18 protein-coding genes are annotated in these 20,874 nt (G+C 60.4%); 12 read left to right on the top strand and 6 right to left on the bottom strand.

Features of this window, described 5'->3' with window-relative positions; genetic code table 11:
• Positions 1–78 precede the first annotated feature (78 nt).
• Positions 79–1,566 carry a carnitine 3-dehydrogenase gene (locus J2045_RS04445; RefSeq protein WP_307369833.1) on the bottom strand — a complete coding sequence of 496 codons (1,488 nt, stop codon included), beginning with the start codon at positions 1,564–1,566 and terminating at the stop codon, positions 79–81.
• A 60-nt stretch (positions 1,567–1,626) separates the two neighbouring features.
• Positions 1,627–2,529, bottom strand: a complete 903-nt coding sequence (bcoG, locus tag J2045_RS04440) for a 3-dehydrocarnitine:acetyl-CoA trimethylamine transferase BcoG (RefSeq protein ID WP_307369831.1) — start codon at positions 2,527–2,529, stop codon at positions 1,627–1,629.
• A 112-nt stretch (positions 2,530–2,641) separates the two neighbouring features.
• On the opposite strand from bcoG, the gene J2045_RS04435 reads away from it, so the two are divergent.
• The 4 genes from J2045_RS04435 to J2045_RS04420 all read left to right on the top strand — a co-directional run bounded on the left by J2045_RS04435 (position 2,642) and on the right by J2045_RS04420 (position 8,279).
• Positions 2,642–3,622, top strand: coding sequence for a GlxA family transcriptional regulator (locus J2045_RS04435; protein ID WP_307369829.1), 981 nt, complete (start codon positions 2,642–2,644; stop codon positions 3,620–3,622).
• A gap of 124 nt (positions 3,623–3,746) precedes the next feature.
• Entirely contained in the window at positions 3,747–4,946 is a 1,200-nt protein-coding gene (locus J2045_RS04430) for an aromatic ring-hydroxylating oxygenase subunit alpha (RefSeq protein ID WP_307369826.1), read from the top strand.
• A 282-nt stretch (positions 4,947–5,228) separates the two neighbouring features.
• A complete protein-coding gene (gene pdxR / locus J2045_RS04425) occupies positions 5,229–6,737 on the top strand; it encodes a MocR-like pyridoxine biosynthesis transcription factor PdxR (RefSeq protein WP_307369823.1) in 1,509 nt (502 codons plus the stop codon).
• A gap of 159 nt (positions 6,738–6,896) precedes the next feature.
• A complete protein-coding gene (locus J2045_RS04420; protein WP_307369820.1) occupies positions 6,897–8,279 on the top strand; it encodes an aminotransferase family protein in 1,383 nt (460 codons plus the stop codon).
• A gap of 54 nt (positions 8,280–8,333) precedes the next feature.
• Here the strand turns inward: J2045_RS04420 and J2045_RS04415 are convergent, their stop codons facing one another.
• A complete protein-coding gene (locus J2045_RS04415; protein ID WP_307369817.1) occupies positions 8,334–9,086 on the bottom strand; it encodes an SDR family NAD(P)-dependent oxidoreductase in 753 nt (250 codons plus the stop codon).
• 34 nt (positions 9,087–9,120) lie between these two features.
• Positions 9,121–9,861 (bottom strand): sulfite exporter TauE/SafE family protein, encoded by a 741-nt coding sequence (locus tag J2045_RS04410; protein ID WP_307369814.1) that lies wholly within the window; start codon positions 9,859–9,861, stop codon positions 9,121–9,123.
• A 417-nt stretch (positions 9,862–10,278) separates the two neighbouring features.
• Here J2045_RS04410 and J2045_RS04405 point away from each other — a divergent pair, with 417 nt between their 5' ends.
• The 5 genes from J2045_RS04405 to J2045_RS04385 all read left to right on the top strand — a co-directional run bounded on the left by J2045_RS04405 (position 10,279) and on the right by J2045_RS04385 (position 15,323).
• A complete protein-coding gene (locus J2045_RS04405) occupies positions 10,279–11,253 on the top strand; it encodes an agmatinase (RefSeq protein ID WP_307369812.1) in 975 nt (324 codons plus the stop codon).
• A 75-nt stretch (positions 11,254–11,328) separates the two neighbouring features.
• Positions 11,329–12,462: an extracellular solute-binding protein gene (locus J2045_RS04400; protein ID WP_307369810.1), complete on the top strand. Its 1,134-nt coding sequence runs from the start codon at positions 11,329–11,331 to the stop codon at positions 12,460–12,462.
• Between the two features lie 89 nt (positions 12,463–12,551).
• The gene (locus tag J2045_RS04395) at positions 12,552–13,646 is read left to right on the top strand and encodes an ABC transporter ATP-binding protein (RefSeq protein WP_307369808.1); all 1,095 of its coding nucleotides are present in this window, start codon (positions 12,552–12,554) and stop codon (positions 13,644–13,646) included.
• A complete protein-coding gene (locus tag J2045_RS04390) occupies positions 13,643–14,527 on the top strand; it encodes an ABC transporter permease (RefSeq protein ID WP_307369805.1) in 885 nt (294 codons plus the stop codon). The genes J2045_RS04395 and J2045_RS04390 overlap by 4 nt, the downstream gene beginning before the upstream one ends.
• A gap of 7 nt (positions 14,528–14,534) precedes the next feature.
• Complete coding sequence (locus J2045_RS04385) at positions 14,535–15,323, top strand: ABC transporter permease (RefSeq protein WP_307369803.1); 789 nt, start codon at positions 14,535–14,537, stop codon at positions 15,321–15,323.
• 783 nt (positions 15,324–16,106) lie between these two features.
• Here the strand turns inward: J2045_RS04385 and J2045_RS04380 are convergent.
• Positions 16,107–17,516 (bottom strand): aminotransferase, encoded by a 1,410-nt coding sequence (locus tag J2045_RS04380; RefSeq protein WP_307369800.1) that lies wholly within the window; start codon positions 17,514–17,516, stop codon positions 16,107–16,109.
• Positions 17,517–17,741: 225 nt separating this feature from the next.
• Between J2045_RS04380 and J2045_RS04375 the strand changes: the two genes are divergently transcribed.
• The 3 genes from J2045_RS04375 to J2045_RS04365 are packed head-to-tail and all read left to right on the top strand — an operon-like array spanning position 17,742 to position 20,594.
• A complete protein-coding gene (locus J2045_RS04375) occupies positions 17,742–18,662 on the top strand; it encodes an ABC transporter permease (protein ID WP_307369797.1) in 921 nt (306 codons plus the stop codon).
• Complete coding sequence (locus tag J2045_RS04370) at positions 18,659–19,480, top strand: ABC transporter permease (RefSeq protein WP_166600608.1); 822 nt, start codon at positions 18,659–18,661, stop codon at positions 19,478–19,480. The genes J2045_RS04375 and J2045_RS04370 overlap by 4 nt, the downstream gene beginning before the upstream one ends.
• Before the next feature lie 7 nt (positions 19,481–19,487).
• Entirely contained in the window at positions 19,488–20,594 is a 1,107-nt protein-coding gene (locus J2045_RS04365) for an ABC transporter ATP-binding protein (RefSeq protein WP_307370093.1), read from the top strand.
• A 15-nt stretch (positions 20,595–20,609) separates the two neighbouring features.
• Here J2045_RS04365 and J2045_RS04360 read toward each other — a convergent pair whose 3' ends face one another.
• Positions 20,610–20,864, bottom strand: a complete 255-nt coding sequence (locus J2045_RS04360; RefSeq protein WP_307369794.1) for a hypothetical protein — start codon at positions 20,862–20,864, stop codon at positions 20,610–20,612.
• Between the last annotated feature and the right edge of the window lie 10 nt (positions 20,865–20,874).

Genomic DNA, 20,874 nt, shown 5'->3' with positions numbered 1-20,874 from the left:
GACGCGGCGTTCGTTTGATGTCGCCATCAGGCCGATCGCCAGGCCTACTTTCGCGGGTGGTTGGCAAATCTGCCGCAATCACCTCTTCTGTCCGACATGGCGTCCCATGGCCTCGGGCTTGTCGAGCAGGGCATGCGCGGCCAATAGCGGCTCAAGCCTCGCTTGGATCTGCGCAAGTGCCGGCACAGCCTTGCCCTTCTGGGAGGAAACATGGAGCATCAGGTGCTCGCATGTCGCAACGATCCGATCATCCGATATGCGGTGCAGCCACAGGAACGAATGCAGTTTCTTGTCATCCGAAGGCAGGAGTTGCGCGGTCACATAGAGCCCGTCACCAAGCTTGCATTCGTCCAGCAGCCGCAGGTGGTTTTCGACGGTGTAGTAGCTGTGGCCTTCGGCAACATACTGCATATCCGCACCAATCATCCGCAGAAGGGCATCGGCGCTGTCAGCAAAACATTGTGAATAGCGGTATTCGGTCATGTGGCCGTTGTAGTCGACCCAGGACGGCTGAACCTTGAATTCGGCCAGCCTGATCGGCTGCGCAGCATCGCCTGCGGCCTGTGGCGGCGCGGTTTTCCAGAGATGGTCCTCGAATTCGGCAAGCAGTTTGCCGGCGCCCCAGCCGCGCCCCTCATCGCCGGCCTTCAATGCCTGCATGATAGAAACGAGGTTCTGGTCGCGGATGCGTTCCAGCTCGCGGATGCCGCGGGCGCCGGATTGCCGGTCGGACTGGCCCGCGATCTTGTCGACCAGTTCGTCGTTGAGATCGACCACGTCGGTCAGCTTTGTCCAGGGCCAGGAAAGGCAGGGGCCGAACTGGGCGAGGAAATGGCTCATGCCGGCTTCACCGCCGGCGATGCGGTAGGTCTCGAACAAGCCCATCTGCGCCCAGCGCATGCCAAAGGAATAGCGGATCACGTCGTCGAGCGTTTCGGTATCGCAGATATCGTCCTTGATCAGCCACAGGGCCTCGCGCCAGAGCGCCTCGAGCAGGCGGTCGCCGACAAAGGCCTCGATTTCCCTGTTGATGATCACGCCCTTCATGCCGATCGGCGCAAGCTTGGCTCTTGCCTCTTCCAGCGTCGCGCGGCTGGTCCTTTCCCCGCCAACCAGTTCGGCAAGCGGCAGCAGATAGACGGGATTGTAGGGATGGGCGACGAACATGCGCTCGGGATGTTTCATGTCGCGCTGCAGGTCTGTCGGCAGGATGCCTGAGGTCGAGGACCCGATCAGGGCCTTGCTGTCCGCTGCCGCATCGATCTGTGTCAGCACGCTGCGCTTGAGATCGGGACGTTCGGGCACGCTTTCCTGGATCCAGTCGGCCCCCTTTACGGCTTCTTCGATCGAGGTGGCGAAGGTGAGTTTGCCCTTGGGTGGCAGCGGCGCCATGGTCAGCATGCCATAGGCGCGTTCGGCATTTGCCATCACCTCGCCGATGATGCGCTCCGCGTCTGGATGCGGGTCGAACACCTTGGTGTCGATGCCGGCCAGGATGAAGCGCGCCGCCCAGGCCCCCCCTATGACACCGCCGCCGATACAGGCTGCCTTGTTGATCCTTGTCATCCTGTCTGCGGTCCTTCCTGTTGCGAAGCCTGGCCCGGGGAGGGGCTACCTGTCGGTTGCCTAGCGCTTGGTGAGCTTCAACTTCTGTCTGACGGCTTCGGGGCCGATGATGCGTGCTCCCATGCCCTCGATCACGGTCACGGCCTTTTCAACCAGTTGCGCATTGGTGGCGAGCTGGCCCTTTCCGGCATAGAGATTGTCCTCCAACCCGACACGGACATTGCCGCCGGCAAGCACCGCCGCTGCCGGATAGGCAAGCGCATTGCGACCGATGGAAAAGGCGGAGAATGTCCAATGGGCGGGCACATTGTTGACCATGGCCAGATAGGTGTTGAGGTCATCAGGCGCGCCCCAGGGAATGCCCATGCACAGCTGGATCAGCACCGGATCCTCGATCAGGCCCTCTTCGGCAAGCTGCTTGGCAAACCAGAGGTGACCGGTGTCGAATGCTTCGATTTCCGGGCGAACACCGAGATCGGTCATCCGGCGCGCCATGGCGCGCAACATGCCGGGCGTGTTGGTCATCACATAGTCGCCGAGCGAAAAGTTCATCGTGCCGCAATCGAGCGTGCAGATCTCCGGCAGGCATTCGGAGACATGGGAGACACGCTCGGTGGCGCCGGCCATGTCGGTACCCACAGGGTTGAGCGGCAGCGGGTTTTCGACATCGCCGAAAATCATGTCGCCGCCCATTCCGGCGGTGAGGTTCAAAACAACATCGACATCAGCGGAGCGAATGCGGTCTGTGACTTCGCGGTAGAGATCGTTGCGACGGCTGGCGGCGCCCGTGTCCGGATCGCGCACATGACAGTGCACGATGGCGGCACCGGCCTTGGCGGCATCAATGGCAGATTCGGCAATCTGCTTGGGGGTAATGGGCACATGCGAAGACTTGGAGGTCGTGTCACCGGCGCCAGTGACGGCGCAGGTGATGAAAACATCCCGGTTCATGGCTAGGGGCACAATCAGTTCTCCCGCGTTGGTTGACCCCATTACGCGGCAGAATCCGGCAGCATGCTTTGCATTCTCGGATGCTTGCTATACATTTCCAGAAATTTCCGGAGATCTGTCCTTCATGTTCGACAGCAATACGTCTCCCGTCATGCTTGATCTCCTCATCTTGCCCGAGACCAATCTCATACTCGTGGCCTCGGTGATCGAACCCTTGCGCCTTGCAAACCGTGTGAGTGGGCTGGAGCTTTATCGCTGGCGCATCATGAGCCCCAATGGGCAGCCGATCGAGACCAAGAGCCATATCCCCATTCCTGTCGATGGGGCTTTCCAGCCTGGCAAGGAGGAGGAGCCGTTGTTTGTCCTCTCAAGTCACAACTGGCAACGCCACGCAACCTCGGAGCTCAAGCGACTGCTGGCAAAGTCGGCGCGTCACAGGAGCGTGGTGGCGGGTATCGAGTCCGGCACCTGGTTGCTTGCGGATGCGGCCCTTCTCGACAGTTTTTCCGCAACGCCTCACTGGGAGGATTATGAGGAATTCGCCACCGCCTATCCAAATGTCCGTGCGGTGCGCGAACGTTTCGTCATTGATGGCAAGCGGATCACCACCGGCGGTTCACTGCCCACGCTCGATCTCATGCTCGAACTGATCCGGCGCCGGCATGGCTATTCGCTGGCGCTGGAGGTGTCGCGGCAGTTCATCTACGAGCAGGGAGGTGCCCGCGGGACGACGGTCGCCATGCCGTCAACAGGCAGTATTCGGCTCGCCGACCCACGTGTCAGTGAGGCCATGCGCATGATGGAGGAGCATATCGAACAGCCCTTGTCGCTGGTGCGTCTGGCGCGGCGCATCGGGCTTAGCGAAAGGCGGCTGCAATCGCTGTTTACAGCTGCGATCGGGGCGCCGCCCCACATTCATTACCTTGCGCTTCGCCTCAATGCCGCGCGGCGAAAGGTGATTGAAACGCGGCTTGCCTTTGCTGACATTGCAGCCGCAACCGGCTTCAATTCGGCCTCAGCCTTCTCGCGCAGCTACCGCGCACATTTCCGCGAGAGCCCCTCCGATACGCGCAAACGCCTTGTCGTTCCCTCGCACCGGACGTGATGGCAATCAGACCTCCATCCTTGCTCCTTCGCAGGATTGGATGGGCTCGCCGGGGTCTGATGTCTTTTCATCACCTGCTATTTGTGCTTATATTGAATGAACGTTCAGCAAATATGAGGGCGCCATGAACGAGCATATCCGGGATATTGCCGTTCCGAAGGACTGGGACAGACGCGGCCTTCCGGGGTGGTGTTATCATTCCGACGCTTTGCTGGAACTGGAGAAGGAGCATGTTTTCCGAACCCATTGGCAGATCGCCTGCCATGTGAGCGACGTGGCCGAGACGGGGCGCTACATCACTCTTGATCTGGTCGGGGAGCGGGTGCTCGTTCTGCGCGACAAGGATGGCGTCGTGCGCGCCTTCAACAATGTCTGTCGCCATCGCGGATCGCGCCTCGTCACCGCAGAGGCCGGACATTGCCGGGGGGCTCTGGTCTGTCCGTTTCATGGCTGGGTCTACAATCTCGACGGTACCCTGCGGGGCCCGGCCCGGCCTGAGAGCTTTCCGCCGCTCGACAAGCATGAATTCGCCCTGTCCGGCATCGAAACGGAGGTCTGGCTCGGATTCGTCTTCATTCGTCTGAAACCCGGCCCTCAGCCCTCCGTTGCCGACCTCATGAAGCCTTTCGAGGAGGAGCTTGCCCACTATCGGACTGCCGAGATGATCCCGACAGGCGGGTTCTGGGGGCATGAGACGCCGGTCAACTGGAAGTCGGTGCGTGATGTCGACAATGAAGGCTACCACGTTGCCATGGCGCACCCGGCCCTGCAGGACCTTTACGGGTCGAGCTATTTCGACGAACCCTTCGTTGATGGGGTCTGCCGGTCGTTTGCCACCTACAATCCGCATGCAGGCCGCCGGTGGAGCGTGGATAGATACCGGGCCATCGCGCCCGAGGCCACGCATCTGCCACCGGACCTGCGCAGCGCCTGGATCTATTACGGTCTCTTCCCGAACAATGTGATCGCGGTGACACCGGAGACGGTGCAGTTCTATCAGGAATTCCCGGTCACGCGCGGTCGGACCCAGCTTCGCGGCGCGATCTATCGCTATCCGGACGAGGGGCGGGCACAGCGTCTCGCCCGCTATCTTTCAGCGCGCATCGACCGCGATACGATGGCCGAGGACGTTCAACTCACCATCTGGTCCAACGAGGCGATGACTTCCCGTTCGTTTGCCGGCTTCTATCTCTCGGATCTGGAATATGGCGTTCGGACCCATCACGATCACCTGCGGGCCGTTCTGCCGGTCATGACGCTGGAGACGGCGCCTGAGGAGGAGCGGATGGCGGAGGTGAATGCGCGGATGTCAAGTAATCCCTAGCGGGCATTTCTCGCGCGGCAAAACCAGCCATGCTGGCTTTCGCTCCGCTTCCGGCGATCTGGGCAAATGCCCGAAAATGGTCGGCAAGCAGACTGAACCCAATCACTATCACCGTTGGACACGACGCTTTTCACCCTATGCCCGGACCGGGCGACCAACTCTGTTTTTCGCGTTCCCGTCTATGGCCGAATGACCGGGGACGACTTGCCAGCCACACCAAGTTAGGAAGACTCCGGTGAAGCGCCGACCGAGAAATGGCCCGCTTCTTGCGTTTGATCGGGCATGAAGATCTCGCAGTTGCCCTCAACCGAAGACACCACATGGTCTCGCGTATTCGATGCTGTCGACCGTGGCGGTGCGCCGCTCCATATCCAGATCCGCCGCATGATCGTCAGGGGGACGGAGACTGGAACCCTGCCAGCCGAAACCCGGCTCCCCTCGTCGCGACACCTTGCGTCCATGCTCGGCGTCGGGCGCAACACCGTAACCTCGGCCTATCAACAGCTGATCGACGAAGGGTTCCTCGTTTCACATCATCGCAGCGGAATATTCGTATCGGCCGACATCAGACCGGCACCCATGAAAACGAGCCAGAAACGCTGCGCCAACTTGGGCGAGAAGTTTGTCATCAGGCCCTCGCAGCTGCACCATATTACCAAGCCGCGCGACTGGCGCTCCTATCCATATCCTTTCCTGTCGGGTCAGTATGCCCCAGCGCTGTTCCCGACAAACAACTGGCGGGAGGCCGTGAGGGCGACCTCGACTGTCCAGGAGATACAGGGTTGGGCCGCCGATATGATTGACGACGACGATCCAGATCTTATCGAGCAGTTGAGGCTGCAGGTGCTGCCACGCCGGGGCATCTTCGTACAGCCCGACGAAATCATCATCACAATCGGCTCGCAGCAGGCGCTTGCGATGATCGTTCAGCTCTTCATCGACAGGGAAACCCGAGTCGGCCTGGAAAATCCCGGATACCCGGATCTGCGCAACATGGTGAGCCTTGCTACCCGCAATGCCCGCTTCCTCACAAGTGATCATCAGGGCGTCGTTCCAGATCGGATCTTGTCCGAATGCCAGATCGCCTTCGTGACGGTAGGCCATCAGTGTCCGACCACGGCTGTGATGCCGGAAGAACGACGCAAGCTGCTGCTTAAAGCGGCAACCAGGAGCGATCTTCTTCTGGTCGAAGATGATTACGACGCCGATCTGTCGGTCGAGGCCGATCGCGATATTCCCTCGCTGAAGAGCATGGATGCGGCCGGACGGGTCATCTATGTTGGCAGCTTCTCCAAGGTTCTCGCGCCTGGATTGCGCATCGGTTATCTCGTCGCCACAAAGCCGGTGATCGAGGAGTTGCGTGTTCTGCGCAGGCTGATGCTGCGACACCCGCCCACGAACAACCAGAGGTCACTCGCAACTTTCATTGCGCTCGGTCACTATCGGCAGCATCTTGCCCAAACCGGCTCGATGATAGCCGAGCGAGCGCGGCTGATTGCGGAGACCCTGCCGCACGTCATGCCCTCCTGCCGTTGGGTGCGCGGTGCCGGTTCCTCAAGTTTTTGGGTGGAGGGCCCGCCGCAACTCGATGCACGTTTGGTTGTCGCCATCGCAAAGGCACAGGGCATCCTGATCGAGGCCGGGGATATCTTCTATGCAGACCAAGCACAGGGGCGCAATTGCTTCCGCATAGGTTTCAGCTCCATTGCGTCCAGCCGGATTGCGGGCGGACTCGCCAAGCTCGGCGCGATCGTCGAAGAGCAGTGCCGACGCGCCAAGGATCTATGGTAACGCTGAGCGCAGGAACCAGAAGGGAGTTTTGAGGGGGCCAGAGGCCCGCATGGGGGGCATGCCGCTGCCGCTGTGGTAAAACCAGGGTCCTGAAGCGCTTCGCGAACAACCGATGGCTGTTGGCAGGCAACCCCGTGATCCAAGGGAGACGTTCCAGCCATGAACATGGTCCAGCAGCCCAACGACATCCGCGACATCATTGAGGCCGACCGCGCCCATGTCTGGCACCATCTTCTCCAGCACAAGCCACTGGAGACCAATGATCCGCGCATCTTCGTTGAAGGCCGCGGCATGCGGCTCTGGGATGCGACCGGACGCGAGTTTCTCGATGCACTTTCCGGCGGCGTGTGGACCGTCAATGTCGGCTTCGGGCGGGTCAGCATCGCCAATGCCGTGCGCGATCAGCTGGTCAAGCTCAACTACTTCGCCAATTCGGCCGGCTCCATTGCCGGGGCAGAATTTGCCCGCAAGCTGATCTCCAAAATGCCCGGACTGACGCGCGTCTATTATTCGAACTCCGGATCGGAAGCGAATGAGAAGGTGTTCAAGATGGTGCGTCAGATCGCCCATCGGCACCATGGCGGACGCAAGTACAAGATCCTCTACCGCGAACGCGATTATCACGGCACCACGATCGGAACGCTGGCCGCCGCCGGCCAGCCGCAGCGGCGTGAGCAATATGGCCCGATGCCACCCGGCTTCGTCGAGGTGCCACATTGCCTCGAATATCGCAGCCAGTACGGCGCGATCGACAACTACGGCGAGCGAGCCGCCGAAGCGATCGAGGAGGTCATTCTGCGCGAGGGGCCGGATACGATTGGCCTCCTCTGCCTGGAGCCGGTCACGGCAGGCGGCGGTGTGATCGTCCCTCCAGCGGGTTATTGGCAGAAGGTCGGTGAGATCTGCCGGAAATACGACATCCTGCTTCACATCGACGAAGTGGTCTGCGGGGTCGGGCGCACCGGCATGTGGTTTGGCTATCAGAACTTCGGCATCGAGCCGGATTTTGTTACCATGGCCAAGGGCGTGGCATCGGGTTATGCGGCGATTTCCTGCACCGCGACCACCGAGAAGATCTTCGACCTTTTCAAGGACGATCCCGAAGATCCGATGTCGCATTTCCGCGATATCTCGACCTTCGGTGGCTGCGTGGCCGGCCCTGCTGCGGCCCTGGAAAACATGCGGATCATCGAGGACGAGGGGCTTCTCGATAACACGTTGCAGATGGGCGCAAGGCTGATCGCCAATCTTGAAGATCTGTCGGAACGTCACGCCGTCATCGGCAATGTTCGCGGCGCTGGCCTGTTCTGCGGCGCAGAACTTGTGGCGGATCGGCAGACCAAGGAGCCGGTGCCGGAAAAGCTGGTCCAGGCGGTTATCGCAAACTGTGCCGCACAGGGTGTCCTGATCGGCGCGACCAACCGATCGCTGCACGGCCTGAACAACACGCTGTGCCTGGCGCCTGCCCTGATCGCAACCGAACAGGATATCGATCAGATCACCGACGCCATCGGCACCGCCCTGACGACCGTCTTCGGCTGACGGTCAGCGCTGGTCAGAAGGGATTAAGGGAGAGGCAGCCCAAGTCTCTCCTTCTCATCCCCGATGGATCTGGAACGGCGCCCAGGACTGGCTGACCGGCATCACTTCAAGGCTGTTGATGTTGACGTGGGCGGGCAGTGACGCCACCCAAGCGACAGTCTCGGCAATGTCTTCGGGCTGCAGCGGATTGGCTCCGGCATAGAGACGGTCATAGGCCTCGCGGTCACCGCCGGTGCGCACCAGCGTGAATTCGCTTTCCGACAGACCAGGCTCTATCGACGTCACGCGCACGCCCTTGGCTGACAGATCGCTGCGCAACCCCAGCGAAAACTGCCGGACAAAGGCCTTGGTGCCGGCATAGACATTGCCGCCCGGATAAGGCCAGTTCGACGCGATGGAGGCCAGATTGACGATCAGCCCGCGCCGCTCGATCAGCTGATCGAGCAACAGTCGCGTGATGGTCACAAGCCCCGTGACATTGGTGTCAATCATCGTCCTCCAATGGTCGAGATCGCTGTCCTGAGCAGGCCCTGTTCCCAGCGCCAGCCCGGCATTGTTGACGAGAACGTCGATCTTCGAAAAAGGCTCGGCAAGTGTCGCAAGTGCTGCCGCCGTCGCCTTCTCATCGCGAATGTCGAAGCAAAGCGAAGTGACGCGTTCTGCTCCGCCAAGCTCCTCGACCAGGGTATCCAGCCGATCCTTGCGCCGGCCCGTCAGCACCAGGCGGTAGCCTTCACGGGCAAAGCGCTGCGCGATGGCTTTGCCGAAGCCCGATGTGGCGCCGGTAACGAGAACGGTTTTCTGCATGGTCGAAGTCTCCTTGGGCTTTGGCATGTCTTGGTCAGGCGGTTACGATGGCATGAATGGTTTGCAGCAGGCCGGCGATCGCGATGAAAACGAGACCGATACCGGCCACACGATCCCAGACATGCTGCTGCAGCCTATGCGACAGGGCATAGCCTGCAGCAAAGCCAGCCAGGGTCAGCGGTGCGTAGATCGCAAGCATATGCAAGAGATTGGCATCGATTTCCCCCATCGAGGCGCGCGCAGCCAACGTGAAGATGTCGACCACGCCGAAAAACACCGCGAGCGTTCCACGAATGCAATCCCGCCTGACGCCGCCTGCCAGAAGCCAGGCGGCAATGAGCGGGCCGCCGACTGCGAAAGCGGAGAGAAGAACGCCTGTGATAAATCCGATGCCGATCCCAAGCGCCTTGTGCGCAAGCCAGGCCGGCGGATTGGCGATCAGGGCAACACAGGCGGCAACAACGATCGTGGCGGAGACCAGGATGCGCGCCACCTCTCCTGCCAGATAGGGTACGAGCAGGGTTCCACACAGCGCCCCGATCAAGCCACTGACCATCAGAACCCGAGTGACCCGCCAATCGATCGGGCTTCTTCCACGATCGACGACGGTAAACGCAGTCAGCATGAGGTCATTGATCAGAATGAACGGCACCATACCCGTCGGTGAGGATATCCCGGCAAGGCCAAGGGCTGCCACAAGCGCGTAGCCGAAGCCGGTCACACCGCGGAACGCACCTGCGGCAACCGTAACGGCGCCGATGATCAGTGCTTCCATGCCAATCCCCTGACGCCGCGAGCCAGCCGAAGCCCGGCCATGCCAAGCAGTCATATGGCCACCTGTCGTGACCTGACAGATCCAGCCGTCTTCAAGCATGGAGCCAGTCAAGCCGGGAAGCAGGCGGTAGCGCTTCAGCAGAGAGAAGTGCTTATTTCATATGGATTTCAGCTATCAATCCACTTTGACTAAGTGACGATGTCGAAATTAGTAAAAAATAGCGCACAAAATAACGGCATCGTGCGAAATTTTTCAACATCAAGGAGGGCGTTATTTAGACAGGCTACGGATATGTGGCGGCAATATGGATGGTATACATCAAAATTGCGAATGTTGCTGATGATCTATTGTTGTCAGGCGCCTTCTTCGTGTTAGCTTGTTCGTCGAATGACAGCGCGTAAAGCTGCAGAGGACTGAATGAATTCTGGCGACTTCCAACCGGTTTCCGGCTTCGACCTTCCCCGTTTTGCGGGCATCGCCACCTTCATGCGCCTGCCACACATCACCTTCGACGATGACAGGATCTCTGAAGTCGAGATCGGATTGATCGGCGTTCCCTGGGACGGCGGCACAACAAACAGGCCAGGTCCGCGCCATGCGCCGCGCCAGTTGCGGGACTACTCGACCATGATCCGCAGTCAGAATGGCGTGACGCGAACCAAGCCGTTTGAGCTGGCGCGCTGCGCCGACCTCGGTGATGTCGGCCCGAACCCCGCCGATGTTCAGGATTCGATGGCCCGCATCACCGCCTTTTATTCAAAGGTGGTCAATGCCGGCATCCGTCCTCTGAGCGCCGGCGGCGACCATCTCTGCACGCTGCCGATCCTCAGGGCTCTGGCGAAGGACCGCCCCCTCGGCATGGTGCATTTCGACAGCCATACGGATCTCTTCCACTCCTATTTCGGTGGCTTCAAATACACCCATGGCACCCCGTTTCGCCGCGCGGTGGAGGAAGGTCTGCTCGATCCCAAGCGCGTCTGCATGATCGGCATCAGAGGCCCCGCCTATGATTTCGAAGACCGCGACTTTGCCGATGCGGTCGGCATCCGGGTCATTCCGATCGAGGAATTCCACGCCCGGGGTGTCGCAGACGTGATGGCAGAGGCGCGCGCGATCGCAGGCTCCGGCGAAACCTATGTCAGCTACGACATCGACTTCATCGACCCGGCCTTTGCGCCGGGCACCGGAACGCCGGAGATCGGCGGCCCGAACAGTTTCCAGGCGCTGGAAGTCGTCCGGGGATTGAGAGGCCTCAACATCATTGGCGCCGATCTGGTCGAGGTGTCGCCGCCTTTCGATACGAGCGGCGCGACAGCCTTCCTCGGCGTCACCATCATGTTCGAACTCTTGTGCGTGCTTGCCGAATGCAAGGCGCGCCAGGCTGGACGCTGAAACTCACATCAGAACAGAAGACCGGAAAACCGGCTGTTGCAACTACGGGAACCTGAAGAAACTGGGAGCTTAGCAATGACCTTATTTACCAAACCGCTGACACGCCGTACCCTTTTGAAAACCTCCGCAGCCGGTGCCGGCCTGCTGGCCGCCCCCGCCCTCATTTCCTCCAGTGCGCTGGCCTCGTCCGGCGAGCTGAACTTCACCGGCTGGGCCGGCTATCCTGGCATGGCCGAAAAGGTTTTCCCCGCCTTCGAGAAGGCGACCGGAATCAAGGTCAACTTCACCGAGCAGCCCGACCAGGACACGATGTTCGCCCAGGCGAAGATCTCTCTTGAAACAGGCACATCCGATGTTGTCGAGCCGACGCTCGACCGTGTCTCAGCCTGGAACTCCAATGGCTTGCTCCAGGGCTGGGATACGAGCAAGCTCGCTCTCGACAACTATGCCCCAGGTCTGGCGGATGGCTCCGCTGATGAGCTGGCAACAATCGACGGCCAGAAGCTGATCGTGCCCTCCGTCTGGGGCACGGAAGCGCTTGTTTACAACACCACCGACTTCCCGACGGAATATGGCAAGGCAAGCCTCGCCGACCTGTTCAACCCGGACAACCAGATCACGGTCCGCGGCCATTCGGCCCTTGCCGCCATGGGCCGTTGGCTCGATGCCGAAGGCAAGCTTCCGAAGCCGTGGATCGACGGCTACAAGGACGAAGCGACCATGGTCGAGCTCTGGGACATTGTCCTTGCAGAGGCGATCAAGGCCAAGGGCAACATCGTCCAGTTCTGGTCTGGCGAGAATGACGCACAGGCGGCCTTCCGCACCAATGGCGCGGTCCTCGGCCTCTGCTGGGATTCCACCGGCTTCAACCTGAAGAAGGAAGGCGGCTACAGCTACGTCGCCCCGAAGGAAGGCGCCTTTGCCTGGAACCAGGGCCTGGTCCTGCTGAAGAACGCCAAGAATGTCGAACAGGCGCATGAATTCGCCAAATGGGTGTCGACGGCAGAAGGCTCCGCCCTCTGGGCCACCGCCTTCTCGGCAAATCCCGTCGGCAAGGGCGGCATCGACCTCATGGATCCGACCGTCTCCGAATTCTACAAGGCAAGCTTCCCCGGCGATGCCGTGAGCAAGCTCTATTGGTGGCCGAGCCAGGCCGCATGGTTCCTCGCCAAGCGCGGCGAATATGCCGACAAGTACAAGGCTGCCTGAGCGATTTGACGGATCATGCCGGCCGCCTTTGCGGCCGGCATCGGAGCCAAACGAAGCCCGCGCCGGGCCAAGGGAATGAACCACACGCAATGAGTGCCAGTGTCGAACTTCAAGATGTATGCGCCGATTTCGGCACGTTCCGCGCCGTCGACAATGTGTCGCTGTCAATCGGGGCCGGTGAATTCTTCTCCTTTCTCGGTCCGTCCGGCTGCGGCAAGACAACCATTCTGCGCATGGTTTCGGGCTTCATCGCGCCAACGTCAGGCACAATCCGGATCGGCGGCAAGGATATGCAGGGGCAGCGCCCCAATCAGCGTCCCACGGCGCTGATCTTCCAGAACCTCGCACTCTTTCCGCTGATGCCGATCTGGGAAAACATCGCCTTTGGGCTGGAGGCGAGAGGTGTCGACAAGAAGACCCGCCGCCGGAAGGCAGAGGAACTTCTGGCCCTCGTCGATCTGCCGAACGCGGCCGACAAGGCGGTCAGCCAGCTCTCGGGTGGTCAGAAGCAGCGCGTGGCCATTGCCCGCGCGCTGGCCGTCGAACCCTCCGTCATGCTGCTCGACGAGCCTTTGTCGGCGCTGGATCTGAAGTTGCGCCAGCACATGCGCGCCGAACTGCGCGCGATCCAGAAGCGTACCAATGTCACTTTCATCTACATCACCCATGACCAGGGTGAGGCGCTTGCCATGTCCGACCGGGTTGCCGTCATGTCGCATGGCAAGCTGCAGCAGGTGGCAGCCCCCCGCGAGGTCTACAACAATCCTGCAAATGGCTTCGTTGCAACCTTCGTCGGCGAAACCAATTGCTTCACGGGCACGCTTTCTGCCCGCTCGGGTGCCGTCGGCGATTTCCAGACCGAGAATGGCGTTTTTCGCGGCAAGCTTGGCGCTGACATCGATAGTGGCGCAAAACTCTACGTCCGCCCGGAGCATGTGCGCCTGGATGCCGGCGAAGCAGATGGCAACACGATTGCGGTAGAAGTCACGGACATTGCCTTTGAGGGCAATTTCATCTCGATCAAGACGCAGGATGCCTCGGGCCGGGTGCTCGTCTCCGAAATTCGCAACGACGGATCAGCCGCCATTCCGGAACGCGGCGCCCGGCTGTTTGCCAACTTCGATATGGACCACGCCTTCATCCTTGCCGACGAAACCACCACCAGCGCGGCAGAGCCAGCATGAAGGACCTCGTCGAACGTTATGGTGGCGGCCTGACCCTGATCATGTGCCTGCTGGTCGCCTTCTGGCTCCTGCTGCTGGTGATCGTGCCAAACCTCTATCTGTTCGAGAACTCCTTCCGGCCCTATCTGCCGGTGCAGGAGATGGGCGGCCCGAAGGATGTCTATACGCTCAAGAACTACCTGACCTTCTTCCAGAGCCCGATCCACATCTCTGTCTTTGTCTGGACGGTCCTCTATTCCTCGATCGTGACCGCCATCTGTTTCGCTATTGCCTATCCGCTGGCCTACTACCTCTCGAAGAGGGCGTCGCCGAAGAGCCTGCCAACCATCTTCCTGCTGCTCACCATTCCGTTGTGGGTCAGCGAAATCATGCGCTCCTTCGCCTGGTTCATCATCCTGTCGCTCAAGGGCCCGCTCAACTACATCCTGCTCGATATCGGCATCATCGAACGCCCAATCCGATGGATGACGGGCTTCCGCAGCGTGATGATCGGCCTCGTTTACACCTATGTCCTGTTCATGCTGTTCCCGGTCTACAACGCGATCCAGTCGCTCGACACGAGCCAGATCGAGGCGGCAGACGATCTCGGGGCGTCGTGGTGGCGGATCCACTGGCGCGTCATCCTGCCCCATGCCAAACCCGGCATTGCGTCCGGGTCCGTGATGGTCTTCATGCTGTCGGCGGGCTCCATCCTCGTGCCGACCTTGCTCGCCTCGACCAACTCGCGCTGGTTCACGGAAATCATCCAGCAATGGATGTTCGAGTCACTCGACTGGAATACGGGTGCCGCTTACGCCTTCCTGCTCCTGATCCTGTGTACGCTCTTCGTAACAGCAGTCATGCGGATCTTCCGCGTCAAACTGTCCGACATCGCGAAGTGAGGACCGCATGACCCAGAAATCCGACTGGCTGTTTCGCGTCTATCTCGTCATCTTTCTGGCCTATCTGTTGCTGCCATTGCTGGTCATGGGGGGCGCTGCCTTCAACGACACACGTTTCCCCTCCGTCTTTCCTTGGTATGGGTTTACCCTGCAGTGGTTCGTGGAATTGTGGAACGACGCCCGCCTGCTCAACGCCTTCAAGAATACGCTGCTGGTTGCCCTCGCTGTCGTCGCGATCTCGGTGCCGATCGGCACCGCAGCCGCCATCCTGGTCAACAATCTTCGTGGCACGCTGAGGTCCACGCTCTACGGCATGATGGTCGCACCCGTGCTCACCCCTGGCGCCGTGATCGGGATCTCCACGCTGCTTCTATGGAACACGCTTGGCGTCGCGCCCGGTCTCCATATCGCCGTCCTCGGCCAAGCCTCCTATATCTCGGCCTTCGTGATGCTTTTGGTCCTCGCGCGCTTGCAGAGTTTCGATCGTTCGCTGGAGGAAGCGGCCCTTGATCTTGGCGCAAGCCATATGATGGTGATACGCCGCATTTTGATGCCGCACCTCTACCCGGCACTCGGGGCAGGAGCGGTCATCGCCTTCTTTCAGTCGATCGAAAATTTCAACGTTACACTCTTTACGCGCGGCCCTTACGATACCTTGACGGTCTATGTATTTTCAAAGGTGAGAAGCGGCATCACACCAACGATCAATGCGCTTTGCGTCATCTTGATTGTAGCCACTCTGCTTGGCGTGCTGATCATCGAAATTCGCAGACGTATGGTCAAAAGCGGCACTTGAAAATTCTCGAAAGCCACAAGATAGGGCGCTGACAGGCAATGCTTCCGGCACCTGTTCGCCGCCGGGACGACCTAGATCCCGTGACGATCATTTGCCTCTCCGTCGTCGCTGGAGGAGCGTCATTCAAGCGCCGTCGATGATGAGTGCCCGACGAAGTCCCGGCGCCCAATGTTCAAGACATGGCGGTCCACCCGCCGACACCGCCGAACAGCAAGAGGTCGCAGCGGTCCGACCAGACGATTGCGCCGCCGTGATGCCGTCAGCATATCGCTTGGGTTGGGGCGCTGGGGCGCGAGCCGGCAGACGGCCAGAATCCGTTGCGTACGATGTATCTCATTGGGTGCTTCGGTCGGCGCTTGGGAGCGAACGCAACCGTTGTTTGATTGTTCGAGCGATAAGCAAATGACTGCTCTGATCCTAAAGCTCAAGGGAAAGTGGGACCCAGGTCACTGGCAACGGTCGTACATTCAGACAGGATCATCGTTGTGGAGGATGGACGGATTGTGGGATCCGCCACCGCCCATGACCTGCTCGGGCATCAGGATGGTCGTCGAACAATTGGCGTGAGACGGAGGCTGGTTGCGGAGTTGGACGCGACTACTGGCTTTCACGCAAACGTTTGCGGTGTGCGGCAAGGGCTTGTTCTGGCGATAGGACAACGACAATCAAAACTTCGATCTGATAGCTTTGCAGGTCCGCTTCCAGGGGGAACAGAAACATGACCGAAAGGCCGGAATGATGGAGGCGCAAGGCTGAATTCATTTCCGCTACGGTGCCGTTTTCTCAGGGGCAGCCCTTCCATAACCCTTCGCGCGTGAGTTCATCCTGGGTCAGCGAGATGCCCTGCCGAAGAATGGAGACCAGGTCGTCGATCTGCGGTCTGGAAATCGTCAGCGGTGGCGACATCACGCACATATGGATGAGCGGGCGCACCAGCAGGCCCAGTTGCTGGCAATGGGCATCGATCCTCTTGCCGACTTCGAGGTCGAGTGCCAGCGGATTGTTGCTCTCCCGATCGGCCACGCATTCCACACAGGCCATCAGACCGAGGCCACGCACCTCTCCGACAAGGGGGAGATCTTCCAGGCTTTTCAATTGAGCCTGGAAATAGGGGGCATTCGCGCGCGCCTGGGCGAGAATGCCGCCTTCCAGAAGATCCAGATTGGTTTCAGCCACCGCGCAGCCGATCGGATGACTGCTATAGGTGAGGCCATGCGCGAACATGGCGTCGGCATGATTGGATTGGCGCAGCCGCTCCAGAAGCCGTGACGAGATCATCGCGCCGCCGAGCGGGAAATAGCCTGAGGTGACGCCCTTGGCAAAGGTGATGATATCGGGCTCGATGCCGAAGACTTCCTTCGAGGCAAAGACATGACCAAGCCTCCCAAAGGCTGTCACCACCTCGTCTGCAATGAACAGGATATCGTGTTCGGTGCAGAGTGCGCGCATGCGGTCAAGATAGCCCTCCGGCGGCACGATCACGCCGCCCGAGGCCATGATCGGCTCGGCAATGAAGGCGCCGATGCGCTCGGCGCCATAGGTTTCAATCGTGTTGCGGAACTCGTCGACGAGCATGTCGCAGAAGGCCTCGACCGAGACACCGGCCGGGCGGCGGAAGGGATTGGGGCAAGTGAGCTTGATGACCAACTCGCCGGCACTGTCCATCCAGTCGTGATCGCGGGGGCGACCGTTCAAGGAGGCCGAGAGATAGGTCGAGCCGTGATAGGCGCCCTGGCGCGCCACGATCATCTTCTTGTCGGCTCGCCCCAGCACGTTGTTGGCAAACTGCATGAAGCGCAGCGCGGTCTCCACCGCTGAAGAGCCGCCAGTCGTATAAAAGACGTGATTGAGATCTCCGGGGGCATGGTTCGCTAGGCGCTCTGACAGGCGGACCGACGGGTCGTTTGCCGTGTACCAGGGCGAATTGTAGGAAAGCGCCATGGCCTGTTCGTAAAGCGTCCGGGCAATCGGCTCGCAGCCATGACCGACATTGGTGCACCACATGCCAGCCGGGCCATCAATCTGCCGCCGGCCTTCGATATCCGTCACATAAATGCCGTTGCCGGAGACGATGCCGCCGCGCGATTCCGCACCGATCTCTCCAGCCACCGGCCAGGGTTGAATGAGATGCGCTCTGGCGCTTTCGGCAAATGCGTCCCGCGCCTGCTGGCTCAGACCTTTGACTTTGCGCATTTCAACCATGGGCTTGCCTTTCAGCTATCGTTTCAAGCAACTGAAACTTCTTATGTAATAGCATCATATTGAATGGACGTTCAATCAAATATCGAGAGGTGTGCTTGCAATTTGCTGCCGATTGCGTTCATCATGCTCAAGGGACGCGAACACCGCGAAAAGCCGGGGGCCTGTCATGCGACGATTGCTGTCTTATGCCTGTTGCCGTTGTGGGGAGGGGTCCTGATGGTTCTGGCGGCGGATCAATCGGCCAAGGGGCTGGACGAGCCCACGGACCAACGACGCGCCTGGCTGCGCAGCGAAGAGGCGGTCGGCCTCACGCTGATTTCACCGACGGTGCTGTTTGCGCTCTTCATGCTCGGCATCCCCATTCTCATGGTTTTTGCCTATAGTTTCTGGTCGCAGAACTATCTTGAGATCGACCGCAGCTTCACGCTGGAAAACTACCGTGCTGCCCTGACGGAGCCGATCTACCGCGATCTGCTGACCCGCTCGCTGACCATCAGCCTCGTCGTCAGCGTCATCACGCTCGTCGCCTCCTATCCGGTCGCCTGGTTCATTTCCTTCCATGGCGGGCGGCACAAGAACCTGCTGCTATTCCTCATCACGGTGCCGTGCTGGACCAGCTACCTTCTGCGCGTGATGTCCTGGAAGATGATCCTCGGCTATCAGGGCGTTTTGAACACCGGGCTGATGTCGGCGGGTGCCATCACCGAGCCGATCGGTTCGCTGCTCTACAATTCCACCGCCGTGACGATCACCCTTGTCCATAGCTGGGCGGCCTTTGCCATTCTGCCGATCTATGTCTCTCTGGAAAAGATCGATCGATCGCTGGTCGAGGCGGCGCGGGATCTCGGCGACGGGCCGGTTCGCAGTTTCCTGCGTGTGGTGCTGCCGCTCTCCATGCCGGGTGTCATTTCCGCACTGCTGATCGTCATGATTCCGACCGTCGGCGATTATGTCACGCCCCGTCTTGTCGGCGGCAAGGACGGCGTCATGATCGCCAATGCCATCCAGGCGCAATTCGGCAAGGCTGCGAACTGGCCCCTTGGTGCTGCTCTGTCCGTCACCACGATGGTCATTGTATCGTTGATGGCCTTGTCCATTGCGCTTGCAGTGAAACTGGTGGCGAGGCGGATCCGATGAGTGTTCTCAACCCCTCCCGCTGGCGCCTCCTGCCCATCTACATGGCGATCTATCTTGCCTTTCTCTATCTGCCGCTCCTGCTGCTTCCGGTGTTTTCCTTCAATGATGCGGCGGCCCCCCGTTTTCCGCTCTCCGGGTTCACCACCAAATGGTACGCATCACTTTGGGGCAATAGCGAAATGCTCGATGCGGCCTTCAACAGTCTCGTCGTCGGCCTCTGCGTCTCCGTCCTGTCAACGGGACTGGCGATCTGCGCGGCGCGTGCGGTCACGCGCTATCGATTCCGGGGGCGGGCGGCTGCAAATGGCCTGATCATGGCCCCGCTGTTCCTGCCCGAGATCATCGTTGCCGTTTCGCTGCTGATGATCATCCTCCAGGTTGGCCTGGAGCTTTCACTCGCCACCGTGATCCTCGGGCAGGTGGTTTTCTGCCTTCCCTATTCGATGGCCGTTCTGACCGCCGGCTTCGACGGGTTTGACCGATCGCTGGAGGAGGCATCACTCGATCTTGGCGAGACAGCCTTCGGCACGTTTTTCCGGGTCACGCTGCCTGTCGTCGCTCCTGCCATCCTGTCCAGTCTTCTTGTGTCCTTCACCATCTCGCTTGATGAATTCCTGCTGGCTTTCTTTCTCTCCGGCACCGAGCCGACGCTGCCTGTCTACATCTGGGGACAGCTTCGTTTCACCGCCAAGCTGCCGGGCGTCCTGGCGCTTGGCAGCATCATGCTTGTCTTGTCCATCTGCCTGCTTGTTGCCGCCGAGCTCTTGCGCCGGCGTGCCGAGCGACACCTGTCCGCGGGAGCCGCAGCCCATGTCTGATATGCCGATGATCGCAATTTCGGGGGTGAACAAGTTCTACGGGATCTACAAGGCGCTGACCGATATCTCGCTCGACATTGCCTCCGGGGAATTCTTCTCGCTGCTTGGCCCCTCGGGTTGCGGCAAGACCACCTTGCTGCGCTCCATTGCCGGTTTCGAGACCCCCAGTTCCGGCGATATCCGCATCGATGGTCAGTCGGTGATCGGCGTTCCGCCAAACCGCAGGCCGACCAACATGGTGTTCCAGAGCTATGCGATCTTTCCGCATCTGAATGTCGAGGAAAACGTCTCCTATGGGCTGAAACGCCTGAAACTCGGAGAGGTCGAGGAGCGTCGCCGCGTGGCCGAGGCGCTTGAGCAGGTGCGGCTTGGCGATCTCGGCAGGCGGCGTGGCCACGAATTGTCAGGCGGCCAGCGACAACGGGTGGCTCTGGCGCGCGCCCTGGTGCTTCGACCCAAGGTGTTGTTGCTCGACGAACCGCTGTCTGCCCTCGACAAGAAACTGCGCGAGGAGATGCAATCCGAACTGCGCGCGTTGCAGAAGGCGGTCGGCATCACCTTTGTCCTGGTCACGCATGACCAATATGAAGCGCTGGCGCTCTCTGACCGGGTCGCCGTCATGTTCGGCGGGCGTATCGCGCAGGTCGCGACGCCGAAGGAGCTCTACCAGCATCCGCTGACGCGGCTCACCGCCGATTTCCTCGGCGGTATGAACTTCCTCTCCGGTCGCGTCGTGGAGACGGTTGGTGACATGCTGGCGGTGGACACCGAGCGCTTTGGACGGCTGCGGCTTGCGGCGGCGGCTTCCGGTGGCAGGCTGGGGGATCGGATCACGCTCGGGATCAGGCCAGAGCGTCTGCGTCTCCTGTGGGACGGAGATCACGCCGACCACGAATTGCACGGCATCGTCAGCGATCGGGCCTATTTCGGTGAGACGACACATCTGTCCGTCCGGGTTGAGGGGCTGGAACAGCCTCTCCAGATGATCGAGACCAATACCTATGGGGCCGATGACCTGCCGATCGGAGAGAGGATCCGGCTTGCCTATGATCCCGAGGCCTTTGTCGCGCTGGCCGACGACAAGGTCGAAGACCGCATCCGCACGCTGGTCTGACGGGCGGCGCAGACGTCAGTCCAGCCTTGATCCCGTCAGCCTGACGAGCCAGTCTGCGCCGATCCTGTAGCGCCGTAGAACATCTGTGGGATCCTCGTCATCAAGGCGCGCGAGGTAGCGATAGACCTCCAGCGTTTGTCCATCCATGTCGCCGCGCGCATGGAAATACATGGCTGCCGCATAGCGCGCGCGCCCGGACCATTCTATGCCCGGCAGCAGTGTGACTGTCTGCCATTGGGTTGCAGCTTCGCCATCCGGATCGCTGTCCATCGCTTTCGCC

Origin of the sequence: Peteryoungia aggregata LMG 23059, assembly GCF_030814435.1 — a bacterium.
Taxonomy (GTDB): domain Bacteria; phylum Pseudomonadota; class Alphaproteobacteria; order Rhizobiales; family Rhizobiaceae; genus Allorhizobium; species Allorhizobium aggregatum.
Note: the sequence above shows the minus strand (reverse complement) of the source record. Positions and strands in the feature narration are given on the sequence as shown.